Source organism: Streptomyces sp. NPDC059534, assembly GCF_042743475.1.
Classification (GTDB): Bacteria; Actinomycetota; Actinomycetes; order Streptomycetales; family Streptomycetaceae; genus Streptomyces.
Window position 1 is genome coordinate 233,036 of sequence record NZ_JBHWAQ010000006.1, and the last position, 13,386, is coordinate 246,421.

General features: G+C 71.0%; 13 protein-coding genes. 5 read left to right on the plus strand and 8 right to left on the minus strand.

Annotated elements, in window-relative coordinates; genetic code table 11:
• Nucleotides 1-126: 126 nt before the first annotated feature.
• A complete protein-coding gene (locus ACFVZH_RS10250; protein WP_384895263.1) occupies nt 127-903 on the plus strand; it encodes an alpha/beta hydrolase in 777 nt (258 codons plus the stop codon).
• Here ACFVZH_RS10250 and ACFVZH_RS10255 read toward each other — a convergent pair.
• On the minus strand, nt 889-1,860 hold the full coding sequence (locus ACFVZH_RS10255; protein ID WP_384895265.1) for a LysR family transcriptional regulator: 972 nt from the start codon (nt 1,858-1,860) through the stop codon (nt 889-891). The genes ACFVZH_RS10250 and ACFVZH_RS10255 overlap by 15 nt on opposite strands.
• A gap of 62 nt (nt 1,861-1,922) precedes the next feature.
• On the opposite strand from ACFVZH_RS10255, the gene ACFVZH_RS10260 reads away from it, so the two are divergent.
• From ACFVZH_RS10260 to ACFVZH_RS10270, 3 genes are all read left to right on the plus strand, one after another.
• Entirely contained in the window at nt 1,923-3,182 is a 1,260-nt protein-coding gene (locus ACFVZH_RS10260; RefSeq protein WP_384895267.1) for an MFS transporter, read from the plus strand.
• Nucleotides 3,183-3,333: 151 nt separating this feature from the next.
• Entirely contained in the window at nt 3,334-3,969 is a 636-nt protein-coding gene (locus ACFVZH_RS10265) for a L,D-transpeptidase family protein (protein ID WP_384895438.1), read from the plus strand.
• A gap of 83 nt (nt 3,970-4,052) precedes the next feature.
• Nucleotides 4,053-5,024 carry a sigma-70 family RNA polymerase sigma factor gene (locus tag ACFVZH_RS10270; protein ID WP_384895269.1) on the plus strand — a complete coding sequence of 324 codons (972 nt, stop codon included), beginning with the start codon at nt 4,053-4,055 and terminating at the stop codon, nt 5,022-5,024.
• Here the strand turns inward: ACFVZH_RS10270 and ACFVZH_RS10275 are convergent.
• Entirely contained in the window at nt 5,013-5,288 is a 276-nt protein-coding gene (locus ACFVZH_RS10275; RefSeq protein WP_384895271.1) for an STAS domain-containing protein, read from the minus strand. The two genes, ACFVZH_RS10270 and ACFVZH_RS10275, sit on opposite strands and share 12 nt — an antisense overlap.
• A 65-nt stretch (nt 5,289-5,353) precedes the next feature.
• Between ACFVZH_RS10275 and ACFVZH_RS10280 the strand changes: the two genes are divergently transcribed.
• Nucleotides 5,354-6,016, plus strand: coding sequence for an HAD family hydrolase (locus ACFVZH_RS10280; protein ID WP_384895272.1), 663 nt, complete (start codon nt 5,354-5,356; stop codon nt 6,014-6,016).
• Nucleotides 6,017-6,153: 137 nt separating this feature from the next.
• On the opposite strand, the gene ACFVZH_RS10285 is transcribed toward ACFVZH_RS10280, so the two are convergent.
• From ACFVZH_RS10285 to ACFVZH_RS10310, 6 genes are all read right to left on the minus strand, one after another.
• A complete protein-coding gene (locus tag ACFVZH_RS10285) occupies nt 6,154-7,431 on the minus strand; it encodes a thymidine phosphorylase (protein ID WP_384895274.1) in 1,278 nt (425 codons plus the stop codon).
• Between the two features lie 81 nt (nt 7,432-7,512).
• On the minus strand, nt 7,513-7,908 hold the full coding sequence (locus ACFVZH_RS10290; RefSeq protein ID WP_384895276.1) for a cytidine deaminase: 396 nt from the start codon (nt 7,906-7,908) through the stop codon (nt 7,513-7,515).
• Nucleotides 7,905-9,167 (minus strand): ABC transporter permease, encoded by a 1,263-nt coding sequence (locus ACFVZH_RS10295; protein WP_384895278.1) that lies wholly within the window; start codon nt 9,165-9,167, stop codon nt 7,905-7,907. The genes ACFVZH_RS10290 and ACFVZH_RS10295 overlap by 4 nt, the downstream gene beginning before the upstream one ends.
• Complete coding sequence (locus tag ACFVZH_RS10300; protein ID WP_384895280.1) at nt 9,164-10,282, minus strand: ABC transporter permease; 1,119 nt, start codon at nt 10,280-10,282, stop codon at nt 9,164-9,166. The genes ACFVZH_RS10295 and ACFVZH_RS10300 overlap by 4 nt, the downstream gene beginning before the upstream one ends.
• The gene (locus ACFVZH_RS10305) at nt 10,279-11,916 is read right to left on the minus strand and encodes an ABC transporter ATP-binding protein (RefSeq protein ID WP_384895440.1); all 1,638 of its coding nucleotides are present in this window, start codon (nt 11,914-11,916) and stop codon (nt 10,279-10,281) included. The genes ACFVZH_RS10300 and ACFVZH_RS10305 overlap by 4 nt, the downstream gene beginning before the upstream one ends.
• Nucleotides 11,917-12,110: 194 nt before the next feature.
• Complete coding sequence (locus tag ACFVZH_RS10310; protein ID WP_384895282.1) at nt 12,111-13,169, minus strand: BMP family protein; 1,059 nt, start codon at nt 13,167-13,169, stop codon at nt 12,111-12,113.
• Between the last annotated feature and the right edge of the window lie 217 nt (nt 13,170-13,386).

Here is a 13,386-nt window from a genome sequence, read left to right on the forward strand (position 1 = left end):
CGGCCGCGGGATCGGTGTCCCGGTTCGAACGGGTATGGGGGCAAAGGGCGTTCGGACTCCGGACGATACGTAACAGAGACCGCGCGTACCACTGGTGTACACCTCCGCTTCTGAGACTGTTCTGTCATGGCGCACTACGCACTCGTGGGGCCGTCCGAGGCCCGGAGACCCCGGCTCGGACGTCCTGTTGGAGGTTCCCGCACGTCGGCGGAGGTGGGCGGCGTGGTGCTGCTCCTGCCGGACGGCGAGCCGGTGTCGGGTCGACGGGCCTCCGCCCGGGCGCACGCGGCGATCCTGCCGCTCGGCCGCGGCCTCGTCCGCGCGGGCCGGCCCGAGGGCCTCGTCGCCCATGTGGTGCGCTACCGGGGGCGCGGCTGGAACGGGGCCGACGCGGGACTCGCGGCGGACGCCGCCTGGGCGGTCGCGGAGGCGGTACGGCAGTACGGGGACGTCCCGGTCTGTCTCGTCGGCCACGGCCTCGGGGGCCGCGCGGCGCTGCGCGCGGCCGGGCACGACGCGGTCGGCGCGGTCCTCGCGCTGGCCCCGTGGCTGCCGGAGGACGACGTGGCGGCCGAGCCGGAGCCGGTGCGGCAGCTGGTGGGACGCCGGGTGCTGCTGGTGCACGGCACGAACGACGCCAGGACGGACCCGGAGCTGTCGTTCCGCTTCGCCGAGCGGGCGAAGAAGGCCAACCGCGACACCTGCCGCTTCGAGGTGCACTCGGACGGCCACGCGCTGCGCCAGTACGCGGCCGAGGTCCGGGCGCTCGCCGCCGACTTCGTCCTCGGCGCCCTCTTCGCCCGGCCGGTCGCCCGCCCGGTGACGGACGCGATGGCGGCGCCGCCGCCGCTCGGCCTGCGGATGCCGCTGGCGGCCGGGTTCGGCGGGTCACGCCGGAGGTGAGGACTCCTTCGGGAGCAGATGGCCGCGCCTGCCGAGCAGGAACTTCTTGAAGGCGGCCACCGGGGCGGTGTCCGGGTGGCCGTCGAGCCAGGCGACACCGATCTCGCGGACCGCCCGGGGTGCGGTGACGGTGAGTTCGACGACGCCGGGGCGGGGGACGGCGGGCGGGGGCAGCAGGGCGACGCCCAGGCCGGCGGCGACCAGGCCGCGCAGGGTCTCGGCCTCCTCGCCCTCGAAGGCGATCCGGGGCGTGAAGCCGGCCTCCGCGCACAGGTCGTCGGTGATGCGGCGGAGCCCGTACCCCGGCTCCAGGGTCACGAAGGTCTCGTCCGCGGCCTCGGCGAGGCGGACCCGGCGGCGGCCCGCGAGCCGGTGGTCGTCCGGGACGACGAGCCGCAGCCGCTGCTCGTCCAGGCGCCGGGCCACCAGGTCGGGGGCGTCCGGGACCGGGGAGGTCAGGCAGAGGTCGAGGTCGCCCGCCCGGAGCCGTTCGATCATCGCCTCGCCATAGTTCTGGACGAGGGTGAAGCGGATCCGCGGATGGTCGACGCGGAAGGCGCGCAGGAGCCCGGGGACGGTCTCGGAGCCCATGGTGTGGAGGAAGCCGAAGGCGACCCGCCCCGCGGTCGGGTCGGCGTCGGCCCGTACGGTGTCGGCGGCCCGTTCCACCTCGGCGAGCGCCCGCTCGGCGGCGGTGAGGAAGCGGCGGCCGGCCGGGGTGAGGGAGACCGTGCGGCCGCGGCGGGCGAAGAGGGAGACGCCGAGGTCCTGTTCCAGCCGGACCATGGCCCGCGAGAGCGTCGACTGCGGCACGCCCATCTCGGCCGCGGCGCGGGTGACGTGCTCGTGCCGGGCGACGGCGGCGAAGTACGCGAGCCGGGGCGCCAGCAGCAGTCCCATGTCTTCTTCGTTACTGTTCGGTGACAGCCGAGGCTGTGACCTGTACTCATGCGCCATGGGAACGATTACAGCAGTTCCGTGCATTGGACGCATGAAGCGGGGCGTCCTACGTTCGTGACATGCCTCCTGCCAGTACCAAGGCGGCCGCCACCAGCGCGTCCGCCGACACCCGCCTCTCCCCCGGCGCCCCCGGCTACCGCCGGCTGAGCCTCGCGCTCTTCGCCGCGGGACTGGCCACCTTCGCCCTCCTCTACTCCACGCAGGCCCTCCTCCCGGCCATCTCGGCCGAGTTCGGCGCCACCGCCTCCGCCGCCTCCTGGACGGTCTCCGCCGCCACCGGCGCCCTCGCCCTGTGCGTGCTCCCGCTCAGCGCCCTCTCGGAGCGCTTCGGCCGGCGGACGATGATGACCGCCTCCCTGACCGTCGCGGTCGTCCTCGCCCTCCTGGTGCCGCTCGCCCCGAACCTGGATTCCCTGATCGTGCTCCGCGCCCTCCAGGGCGCCGCGCTCGCCGGCCTCCCCGCCTCCGCGATGGCGTACCTGGCCGAGGAGGTGCGGCCCAAGGCGCTGGTCGCCGCGATCGGCCTCTTCGTGGCGGGCAACTCGATCGGCGGCATGAGCGGCCGCCTGGTGACCGGCTGGGTCGCCCAGCTGTGGGGCTGGCGGGCGGGTCTGGCCGCCGTCGGCCTGACCTCGCTGCTCTGCGCGATCGCCTTCCGGGCGCTGCTCCCGAAGGCACGGCACTTCACGCCGGGCACCCTGAACCCGAAGGCGCTGGCGAGCACCGTCCGAGGGCACCTGGCGGACCCGCTGCTCGTGCGTCTGTACGTGATCGGCGCGCTGTTCATGACGGTCTTCGGCGCGGTGTACACGGTGATCGGCTACCGGCTCGTCGAGGCGCCGTTCTCCCTTCCGCAGGGCGTGATCGGCTCGATCTTCCTCGTCTACCTGGTCGGTACGGTCTCCTCCGCGGCCGCCGGGAAGCTGGTCGGGCGGCTCGGCCGGCGCGGCGCGCTGTACCTGGCCGTCTCCACCACCGCCGCGGGCCTGCTGCTGTCGCTCGCCGACTCCCTCGCCGCGGTCCTGGCGGGCCTGGTCCTGATCACCGCCGGCTTCTTCGCGGGCCACGCGGTCGCGTCCTCCTCGGTGAGCCGTACGGCGAAGACGGGCCGCGCGCAGGCGTCGGCGCTCTACCAGTCCGCGTACTACCTGGGCAGCAGCGCGGGCGGCACGCTCGGCGCGATCGCCTTCCACACGGGCGGCTGGGCGGGCACGGTCCTGATCGGTCTGATCGCCGTCCTCGGCGTCGTCTCGGTGACGCTGTACGGCAGCCTCAGCGCGCGGACCCAGGCGCGGCGGCTCCAGCTCGCCGCGTCCTGACCCCTCCCCCCGCGATCCTGCAACTGACAGACTCCCCCGCGCGTCCTAAGCGACAGGACTCAAGGGGGAGTTGACGATCATGAACCGGATCATGCATCGAATAGGGAAGAGAGCGGGAATCACGGTCGGCCTCACATCACTCGTGGTGCCGATGACGATCGCGCTCGGTGCGGCCCCGGCGCAGGCGGCGTCCTGCAACGTGACGACGGGGCCGTACCAGAAGCAGGTGGAGAAGTTCCTCGGACGGACGGTCGACGGCCGCCAGTCGCTCGGCGACTGTCAGGCCATCCAGTCCTTCCAGCGCAAGCACGGCATCACCCCGACGATGGGGTACGCGGGGACGATCACCTGGCGCACGATGAACACGATGCTCCAGCAGAAGGCCGCCGGCACCAACCCCAACCGCTCGGGCGCCTGCCCGACCAACCGGGGCCGCATCGCCTGCGTCGACCTGACGCGGCAGCTGAGCTGGATCCAGGACGGGGCCCGCCTCAAGTACGGCCCGGTGCCGGTGCGTACGGGCAAGGACGGCACCGAGACGCGCACCGGATCCAAGAAGATCTACTGGCGGAACATCAACCACTGGTCGACGCTCTACCACGTCTCCATGCCGTACTCGCAGTTCTTCGACGGCGGCCAGGCGTTCCACTCGACCACCAAGTCCATGTGGAACCCGCCGGGTTCGGGCGGCTGCGTCAACATGCGGTCGGCCGACGCCAAGGCGTACTGGAACCTGCTCAGGAACGGCGACGACGTCTTCGTCTACGGACGCAAGCCGGGAACCTGACCCCCGTTGTCAGTCGGCTGCGGTAGCTTCCCCTCACCGGCACCGAACGGGTGCCGGTGAGGGGTGAGTGGGGTGTGGACCCGATGACCGAAGCCGCGGCCGCGACGACCGAGGATCTCGACAAGTACCGCAGGGAGCTGACCGGTTACTGCTACCGGATGCTCGGATCCTCCTTCGAGGCGGAGGACGCGGTGCAGGACACGATGGTCCGCGCCTGGAAGGCCATCGGCTCCTTCGAGGGCCGCTCCTCGCTGCGGTCCTGGCTGTACCGGATCGCGACCAACGTCTGCCTGGACGCCCTGAACGCCGGCAACAGGAGAGCACGGCCCATGGACCTCACCTCGCCCACGCCGGTCGCGCAGGCACAGCTCGTCCAGCAGCCGGAGATCACCTGGCTGGAGCCGGTCCCCGACGGGCGGGTGCTGCCCTCGGTCGCCGACCCGGCGGAGACCGCCGTCCACCGCGAGACCGTACGGCTCGCCTTCGTCGCCGCGCTCCAGCACCTGCCGCCCAAGCAGCGCGCGGTCCTCATCCTCCGCGAGGTGCTCGCCTGGAAGGCCGGCGAGGTCGCCGAACTCCTCGACACCACCGTCGCCTCGGTCAACAGCGCCCTCCAGCGGGCCCGCGCGACACTCGCCGAGCAGGCCCCCGCCACCTCCGACCCGGCGAACCCGCTCGACGAGGAGCAGAAGGCGCTCCTGGAGCGGTACGTCGCCGCCTTCGAGGGCTACGACATGAAGGCGCTCACCGCGCTCCTCCACGAGGACGCGACCATGTCCATGCCGCCGTACGACCTGTGGCTCCAGGGCCACGACAACATCGTCGGCTGGATGCTCGGCGTCGGCGAGGTCTGCTCGGGCTCGAAGCTCGTGCCGACCGTGGCGAACGGCTCCCCGGCCTTCGCCCAGTACCACCCGGACCCCGCGGGCGGCTTCGCCCCGTGGGCGCTGATCGTCCTCGAACTCCGCGACGGCAAGGTCGCCGGCATGGACTTCTTCCTGGACACCGCACGCTGGTTCCCGCTCTTCGACCTGCCGGCCCGGCTAGACGCCTAGGGTCTCGTCCAGGCCCGTGAGCCGGAGCAGGGCCCGCAGCTCGGGTCCTGCTCCGTGGAACCGGATCCGGTGGCCCCGGCGGCCGGCGGCCAGTCTCAGCCGGGCCAGGGCGTCGACGGCGGCGAGGTCGGGGTGCCTGAGCGCGCCGATCTCGCAGACGACGTCCCCCGGTGGGGCCGCGCCGAGCTCGGCGCACAGCAGGACCACCTCGTCCCGGGTGGGCCGGGCGGGCAGGGTCACGACGAGCGGTCGGCTGGTGTCCACATGCCTTGAGACCGGTCGCCGGACCGGAACTCATCGGTGATCGCCCCGCCCGTAGGCTCTCGATCATGACTCACGAACCCGCCGAACTGGTGATCTTCGACTGTGACGGCGTGCTGGTGGACAGCGAGCGGATCTACTGCCGCGTGGACCGGGACGTGTTCTCCTCCCTCGGCGCCGAGTTCACCGAGGCGGAGATGGCCGACCTCTTCGTCGGCTCCTCGCACGAGATGCTCACCGCGATCGTGGAGGAGCGCAGGGGCCGCCCCCTGGAGCCCGGCTGGCAGGCCCCCTTCAAGCAGCGGTACGAGGACGCGCTGGACGCCGAGCTGACCGCCGTGGAAGGCGTCACCGGCGTCCTGGACGCGCTGGCCGTTCCGTACTGCCTCGCCTCCAACGGCAGCCACGCCTCCATCCGCAGGAACCTGGGCCGCGCCGGGCTGCTCGACCGCTTCGAGGGCCGGATGTTCAGCGCCCGCGACGTCTCCCGCGGCAAGCCCGCCCCCGACCTCTTCCTCCACGCGGCCGCCACCATGGGCGTCCCGCCCGAGCGCTGCGCCGTCGTCGAGGACAGCCCCTACGGCGTCCAGGCCGCCCGTGCCGCCGGCATGCGCGCCTTCGGCTACTGCGGCGGCCTCACCCGCGCGGACCGGCTGATGGGCCCGAGGACGGTGGTCTTCGACGACATGCGGGAGCTGCCGGTGCTGCTGGGAACCCCGTCCCGCCCGTAGCCACAAGACGGGTGATCGACGGTGAGGGCGCCCATGGCGGTCTCCTCCGCCGGCTCGTCACCGGTCCCAGCAGGCCGAACGGGACCGGTGGAGGTCCACCGGTCCCGTTCGGCCCGAAGGCGTCGGAGGTGTATGCCTCAGGCGATGCGGTCCAGGACGATGGGGTTCGCCGTGAACTCGGTACCCGGGGCCGCGATGTCCCAGGCGCCCTCCAGGGAGCCCAGCGCGTAGTCGAACTTCTCCGGGGTGTCCGTGTGGAGGGTCAGCAGCGGCTGGCCCGCCGTCACCGTGTCGCCGGGCTTGGCGTGGAGCTCGACGCCCGCGCCCGCCTGCACCGGGTCCTCCTTGCGGGCGCGGCCGGCGCCGAGGCGCCAGGCGGCGATGCCGATGTCGTAGGCGTCGAGGCGGGTGAGGACGCCGGTGGAGGGGGCGGTGACGACGTGCTGCTCGCGGGCGACCGGGAGGGTGGCGTCCGGGTCGCCGCCCTGGGCGGAGATCATCCGGCGCCAGACGTCCATCGCGGAGCCGTCCGCGAGGGCCTTCGCCGGGTCGGCGTCCTTGATGCCGGCCGCGTCGAGCATCTCGCGGGCGAGCGCGATGGTCAGCTCGACGACGTCGGCGGGGCCGCCGCCGGCGAGGACCTCGACCGACTCGCGGACCTCCAGCGCGTTGCCCGCGGTGAGGCCGAGCGGGGTCGCCATGTCGGTGAGGAGCGCGACGGTCTTCACACCGCTGTCGGTGCCGAGCGCGACCATGGTGGAGGCCAGCTCGCGGGCGTCCTCGATGTTCTTCATGAAGGCGCCGGTGCCGACCTTGACGTCCAGGACCAGGGAGCCGGTGCCCTCGGCGATCTTCTTGGACATGATGGACGAGGCGATCAGCGGGATGGCCTCGACGGTGCCGGTGACGTCGCGGAGCGCGTACAGCTTCTTGTCGGCGGGGGCGAGGCCGTCGCCCGCCGCGCAGATGACGGCGCCGGTGGTGTCGAGGACGTGCAGCATCTCCTCGTTGGAGAGCAGGGCGCGCCAGCCGGGGATGGACTCCAGCTTGTCGAGCGTGCCGCCGGTGTGGCCGAGGCCGCGGCCGGAGAGCTGCGGCACGGCCGCGCCGCAGGCGGCGACGAGCGGGGCGAGCGGGAGGGTGATCTTGTCGCCGACGCCGCCGGTGGAGTGCTTGTCGGCGGTCGGGCGGGAGAGCGCGTCGAAGTTCATGCGCTCGCCGCTGGCGATCATCGCGGCGGTCCAGCGGGCGATCTCCGTGCGGTTCATGCCGTTGAGCAGGATGGCCATGGCCAGGGCCGACATCTGCTCGTCGGCGACCACACCGCGGGTGTAGGCGTCGATGACCCAGTCGATCTGCTCCGGGCTCAGCTCGCCCTTGTCCCGCTTCGTGCGGATGACGGAGATGACGTCCATGGTGGTGCCTCTTTCTACGCGCATAGAGGGGGAAAGGAGGAGCGGCCCTTCCCATCGTGCCGGAAGGGCCGCTCCGAAGTGCTACTTGGCGAGGTGGTCCGGTCCGAATGCCTGCGGAAGCATCTCGGCCAGCGTCAGGAACCCGGCGGGCGTCTCCAGGACGAGCTCGGGACCCCCGAACTCGTACAGGAGCTGCCGGCACCGGCCGCACGGCACCAGGCACTCGCCCCGGCCGTCCACGCAGACGAAGTGGGTCAGCCGGCCACCGCCGGTCGCCTGCAGCTGGGAGACGAGCCCGCACTCGGCGCACAGGCCGAGCCCGAAGGAGGCGTTCTCCACGTTGCACCCGGAGACCGTCCGCCCGTCGTCCACGCGGGCCGCCGCACCGACCGGGTAGTCGGAGTACGGGGCGTACGCGTGGGACATCGCCTCGCGGGCGGTCTCCCGGAGGAGCTCCCAGTCGGGCGCCGTCGTCACTTGCCCTCGCCCTTGCGGTACGGCAGGCCGTCCGCCTTGGGCATCCGCAGGCGCTGCGCCGAGAGGGCGAGCACGAGCAGGGTGGTGATGTACGGGGCGGCGTCGACGAACTGGCTCGGGACCTCGTCGGTCAGGAAGTACCAGAGGAAGAAGGCGGCGGAGAAGGCGGCGGAGACGGCCGCGACCACGTACTTCTTCTTGTACAGCTGCCAGAGGGCGGCGATCACCAGGAGCAGCGCGACGAGCAGCAGCAGCGCGTGGACGTTCTCGGCGCCGCCGCGCAGCTTGAGGCTGTCGGTGAAGCCGAAGAGGCCGGCGCCGAGCGCCATGCCGCCGGGCATCCAGTTGCCGAAGATCATCGCGGCGAGACCGATGTAGCCGCGGCCGCCGGTCTGGCCCTCCTGGTAGATGCCGGTGGCGACGATCGCGAGGAACGCGCCGCCGAGGCCGGCGAGGGCGCCGGAGGTGGTGACGGCGATGTACTTGTACTTGTAGACGTTCACGCCGAGGGACTCGGCCGCGACCGGGTTCTCACCGCAGGAGCGCAGCCGCAGGCCGAAGGACGTGCGCCACAGCACCCACCAGGTGGCCGGGATCAGCAGGATGGCGACCACGGTCAGCAGCGACAGGTTGGTGACCAGGCCGCCGAGGATGCCGGCGAGGTCCGAGATCAGGAACCAGTGCTTCTGCTGGAGGTCCATCAGCCAGTCCGAGAGTCCCGGGATGGTGATGTCGGTGATCGGGTCGATGCGCGGGGACTGCTTGGAGGAGCCGCCCTCGGCCTCGGCGAACGTGAAGTTCGACAGGTACTGGGTGAAGCCGACCGCGAGGATGTTGATCGCCACACCGGAGACGATGTGGTTCACGTTGAACGTGATGGTGATGATCGCGTGCAGCAGGCCGCCGAGCGCGCCGCCCAGCAGACCGAAGAGGACACCCACCCAGGGGCCCCACTGGTAGCCGGCCCAGGCGCCGAACCAGGTGCCGAGCACCATCATGCCTTCGAGGCCGATGTTGACGACGCCCGCGCGTTCCGACCACAGACCGCCGAGACCGGCGAGGCCGATCGGGACGGCGAGCTGGAGCGCGCCGGAGACCTGGCCCACGGAGGTGAGGTCGTTGGCCCCGGAGACGACCCGGACCAGCGAGAAGAGCACGAGACCGGCCGCGACGATCAGCAGGATCCACGGCCAGGTGAGCTTGCGGCGTCCGCCGCCCTTGGGCGCGGCGCTCGGCTTGGAGACGGTGGTGGTGCTCATGCCGCGACCTCCTTGTCGGTCTTGATGGCACCGCCGGCGGCGAGTTCCTCGCCGACCTTCTGCTGCTGGCGGCGGATGCCGTAACGGCGGACGAGCTCGTACGAGACCACGACGGCGATCACGATGATGCCCTGCATGATCTGGGTGATCTCCTTCGGGTAACCCTCGGTGTCGAGCGTCGAGGACGCCTTGTCGAGGAACGCGAAGAGGAGCGCGGCGAAGAAGATGCCGACCGGGTGGTTGCGGCCGAGCAGCGCGATGGTGATGGCCGTGAAGCCGACACCGACCGGGAAGTCGAGGCTGTACGTGTGGGACTCGCCGAGCAGCGTCGGCATGCCGGAGAGGCCGGCCAGCGCGCCCGAGAGCAGCATCGAGGTGAGGATCATCCGCTTGGCGTCGACGCCGCTGGCCTGCGCGGCGGACTCGCTGGCGCCGGTGGCGCGCAGGTCGAAGCCGAAGCGGGTGCGGTTGAGGACGAACCAGTAGACGACGCCGAGGGCGAGCGCGACGAAGGTGAAGCCGTAGATGACCCCGTTGCCCTCGCCCATGTCGATGCCCGGGAACCAGCCGGACTCCGCGATCTTGCCGGTGGTGAGGTTGTTCGAGCCCTGGGGCTGGACACCGAAGTTCTTCGGCAGGATCAGCCAGGCCACCAGCGAGGTCGCGATGGCGTTCAGCATGATCGTCGAGACGACCTCGGAGACCCCGCGGGTCGTCTTCAGGATGCCGGCGATGCCGGCCCAGAAGGCGCCGGTGAACATCGCGACCAGCACGATCACCAGGATGTGCAGCGGGCCGGGCAGCTCGATGGAGGCGCCGACGAGGGCCGAGACCATCGCGGCGAGCCGGTACTGGCCGTCGACACCGATGTTGAACAGGTTCATCCGGAAGCCGATGGCCACGGCCAGGGCTGCCAGGTAATAGATCCCCGTCTGGTTGACGATGAGGACCTGGATGTCCGAGTACCCGGCGTTGTCGATCATCAGCTGGATCGGCTCGATCGGGTCGAGACCCGTCGCGAGCAGCACCAGAACGGTGAGGACGAACGAGGTGACCAGGGCGAGCACCGGGCCGGCGGCGCCGATGATCAGCTTGTCCTTGTCGAATTTCATCATCGGGCGTCACCGTCTTCGGACTGCTCTTCGGTGCCCTCGAGACGGCCGGAGGCCGCGCCGGTCATGGCGGAGCCCAGCTCCTCGGGCGTGATGGTGGCGGGGTCGGCGTCCGCGACGAGCCGGCCGCGGTACATGACCCGGAGCGTGTCGGAGAGGCCGATCAGCTCGTCGAGGTCGGCGGAGATCAGCAGCACCGCGAGGCCCTCGCGGCGGGCGTCGCGGATCGCGTCCCAGATCTGCGCCTGCGCGCCGACGTCCACACCGCGGGTGGGGTGGGCGGCGATCAGGAACTTGGGCGAGTGGCTCATCTCGCGGCCGACGATCAGCTTCTGCTGGTTGCCGCCGGAGAGGGACGACGCGGTGACGTCGATGCCGGGGGTGCGGACGTCGTACTCGCGCACGATCCGCTCGGTGTCCTTGCGGGCCGCCTTCGGGTCGAGGACGCCCCGCTTGGAGTTGGGCGCCTCGGTGACGTGGCCGAGGATGCGGTTCTCCCAGAGGGGGGCCTCCAGGAGCAGGCCGTGGCGGTGCCGGTCCTCGGGGATGTAGCCGATGCCGCCCTCGCGGCGCTTGCGCACCGAGACCTTGGAGATGTCCTCGCCGTCGAGGGTGATGACGCCCGCATCGGGGCTGGCGATGCCCATCAGGGCCTCGATGAGCTCGGTCTGGCCGTTGCCCTCGACACCGGCGATGCCGAGGATCTCGCCCTTGTGGATGGTGAGCGAGATGTCGTCGAGGAGCTTGCGGCCGGCGACGGCCTCCTCGTGCACGGTGACGGTGGCAGACGGGTCGGCCGGGGCGGCTGTGGTCAGCGGGGCGCCGGGGGCGCCGCTCTCCAGCAGCGTCATGCCGTCGACCGTGAGCATGGGCACGTCGGTGACCGTCGACTCGCGGGTCTCCGGCGAGGGCAGCTCGCTGCCGACCATCAGCTCGGCGAGCTGCTTGGTGGTGGCGGTCTTCGGGTCGGCGGTGCCGACCGTGGTGCCCCGGCGGATGACGGTGATGTCGTCGGCGACCTTCAGGACCTCGCCCAGCTTGTGCGAGATGAAGATGACGGTCAGGCCCTCGGACTTGAGCTCGCGCAGGTTGTCGAAGAGCGCGTCGACCTCCTGCGGGACGAGCACGGCGGTCGGCTCGTCGAGGATGAGGATCCTGGCGCCGCGGTAGAGGACCTTGAGGATCTCCACGCGCTGGCGGTCGGCGACGCCGAGGTCCTCGACGAGGGCGTCGGGGCGGACCCCGAGGCCGTACGCGTCGGAGATCTCCTGGATCTTCTTCCGCGCCTTGGCGCCGATGCCGTGGAGCTTCTCGCCGCCGAGGACGACGTTCTCCAGGACGGTGAGGTTGTCGGCGAGCATGAAGTGCTGGTGCACCATGCCGATGCCGCGCGCGATGGCGTCACCGGGGCTGGCGAAGGTGACCTGCTCGCCGTCGACGGCGATGGTGCCCTCGTCCGGCTTCTGCATGCCGTAGAGGATCTTCATGAGGGTCGACTTGCCGGCGCCGTTCTCGCCGATGAGGGCGTGCACGGTGCCCTTGCGGACCGTGATGGCGATGTCCTTGTTGGCGACGACGCCAGGGAACCGCTTGGTGATGCCGTGAAGTTCTACGGCAGGGGGGCTGGACGCGTTGATGACGCACTCTCCTTGGCCGGAAGGAGTGGGAGCGGGGAGGGCAGGGCGGGGCGAAGTTATCGTGCCAGGGAGACATCTACACGCGTAGCGCTGCCGAAAAATGAAAACCCGTACGGGAATGGGCCCGGGGCCCGGGATCCGGTGGGGGTGCCACCGGACGCCGGGCCCGGACTCAGGTCGTGACCTGCTGCTCCTTACGGAGCGGTCTTGACCGTGATCTTGCCGTCGATGATGTCCTTCTTCGCCTTCTCCACGGCGGCGGTGACATCGGTCATCTTCGTGTACGCCGGGTTGGAGTCGGCCAGGCCGACGCCGTCCGTGGCGAGGCCGTAGCGGATCTCACCGGACTGCGGCTTGCCGTCCTTGACCGACTTGATCACGTTGAAGACGGAGTCGGAGACGTCCTTGGTGACCGAGGTCAGGATGTGGTCCTTGTACGAGGCCAGACCCGCCTGGTTGTACTGGTCGGAGTCGACGCCGATGGCCCACTTGCCCGCGGTCGCGGCGGCCTCGATCGAGCCGGAGCCGGCCAGACCGGCGGCGGCGTAGATCACGTCGGCGCCCTTGTCGAGCTGGCCCTGCGCGGCGGCCTTGCCGAGGTCGGGCTTCGAGAAGCCGTCGAAGTTCGGCGGCTGGGTCAGGTACTGGACGAGCACCTTCGCCTTGGGGTTGGTGTCCTTGACGCCCTGCGCGAAGCCCGCCTCGAACTTCTTGATCAGCGGGACCTCGACGCCGCCGATGAAGCCGACCGTGCCGGTCTTCGACGCCTTGGCGGCGGCGACGCCGGCCAGGTAGGAGCCCTGCTCCTCGTTGAAGACGAGGTTGGCGATGTTCGGGGCGGTCACCGAGGTGTCGTCGATGAGGCCGAACGTGGTCTTCGGGTACGCCTTGGCGACCTTCTCGATGGCCGGGGCGTAAGCGAAGCCGACACCGATGACCGGGTTGTTGCCGGCGCGGGCCAGCGCGGTGAGGCGCGCGACCTTGTCGGCGTCGCCCTCTCCGGACGACGGCTCGGCCTCGGCGCCCTTGACGTCGAGCTCGTCCTCGGCCTTCTTCAGGCCCGCGTAGGCGGCGTCGTTGAACGACTGGTCGCCGCGGCCGCCGATGTCGTACGCGATGGCGGCCTTCGTCGCCTTCGAGTCCGAGCTGGGGCTGGAGCCCGCGTCGTTCGAAGACTTGCCACACGCGGTGGCCGAGAGGGCGAGCGCCGCGGAGGCGATGCCCACGGTCGTGATCCTGGTGATCCGGCGCAAGAGGAGGGTCCCTTCAACACTGACCGAAAGCGCCTCTTCCGGCGCTGGTTTCGCCGCGATCGTAACGCGCGTAGATGTCAGTTAAAGACCCGTTCATGAGTCGTTATCGGATCGTCGCGAACCGGCCAGTCGAGACCACCGGGAGCGTTCGGCCCGGTACCGCCGGTTATACCGCCTGCCGCGGGCATCCGAACAGTCATCGGAAGGCGGCACGCCG

What these genes read in the sequence shown, in the direction of transcription:
- ACFVZH_RS10250 (WP_384895263.1), top strand. Translation starts at nt 127, where the DNA reads ATGGCGCACTACGCACTCGTGGGGCCGTCCGAGGCCCGGAGACCCCGG.
- ACFVZH_RS10295 (WP_384895278.1), bottom strand. Translation starts at nt 9,167, where the DNA reads ATGAGCACCACCACCGTCTCCAAGCCGAGCGCCGCGCCCAAGGGCGGC.
- ACFVZH_RS10260 (WP_384895267.1), top strand. Translation starts at nt 1,923, where the DNA reads ATGCCTCCTGCCAGTACCAAGGCGGCCGCCACCAGCGCGTCCGCCGAC.
- ACFVZH_RS10270 (WP_384895269.1), top strand. Translation starts at nt 4,053, where the DNA reads ATGACCGAAGCCGCGGCCGCGACGACCGAGGATCTCGACAAGTACCGC.
- ACFVZH_RS10285 (WP_384895274.1), bottom strand. Translation starts at nt 7,431, where the DNA reads ATGGACGTCATCTCCGTCATCCGCACGAAGCGGGACAAGGGCGAGCTG.
- ACFVZH_RS10255 (WP_384895265.1), bottom strand. Translation starts at nt 1,860, where the DNA reads ATGGCGCATGAGTACAGGTCACAGCCTCGGCTGTCACCGAACAGTAAC.
- ACFVZH_RS10300 (WP_384895280.1), bottom strand. Translation starts at nt 10,282, where the DNA reads ATGATGAAATTCGACAAGGACAAGCTGATCATCGGCGCCGCCGGCCCG.
- ACFVZH_RS10280 (WP_384895272.1), top strand. Translation starts at nt 5,354, where the DNA reads ATGACTCACGAACCCGCCGAACTGGTGATCTTCGACTGTGACGGCGTG.
- ACFVZH_RS10265 (WP_384895438.1), top strand. Translation starts at nt 3,334, where the DNA reads ATGACGATCGCGCTCGGTGCGGCCCCGGCGCAGGCGGCGTCCTGCAAC.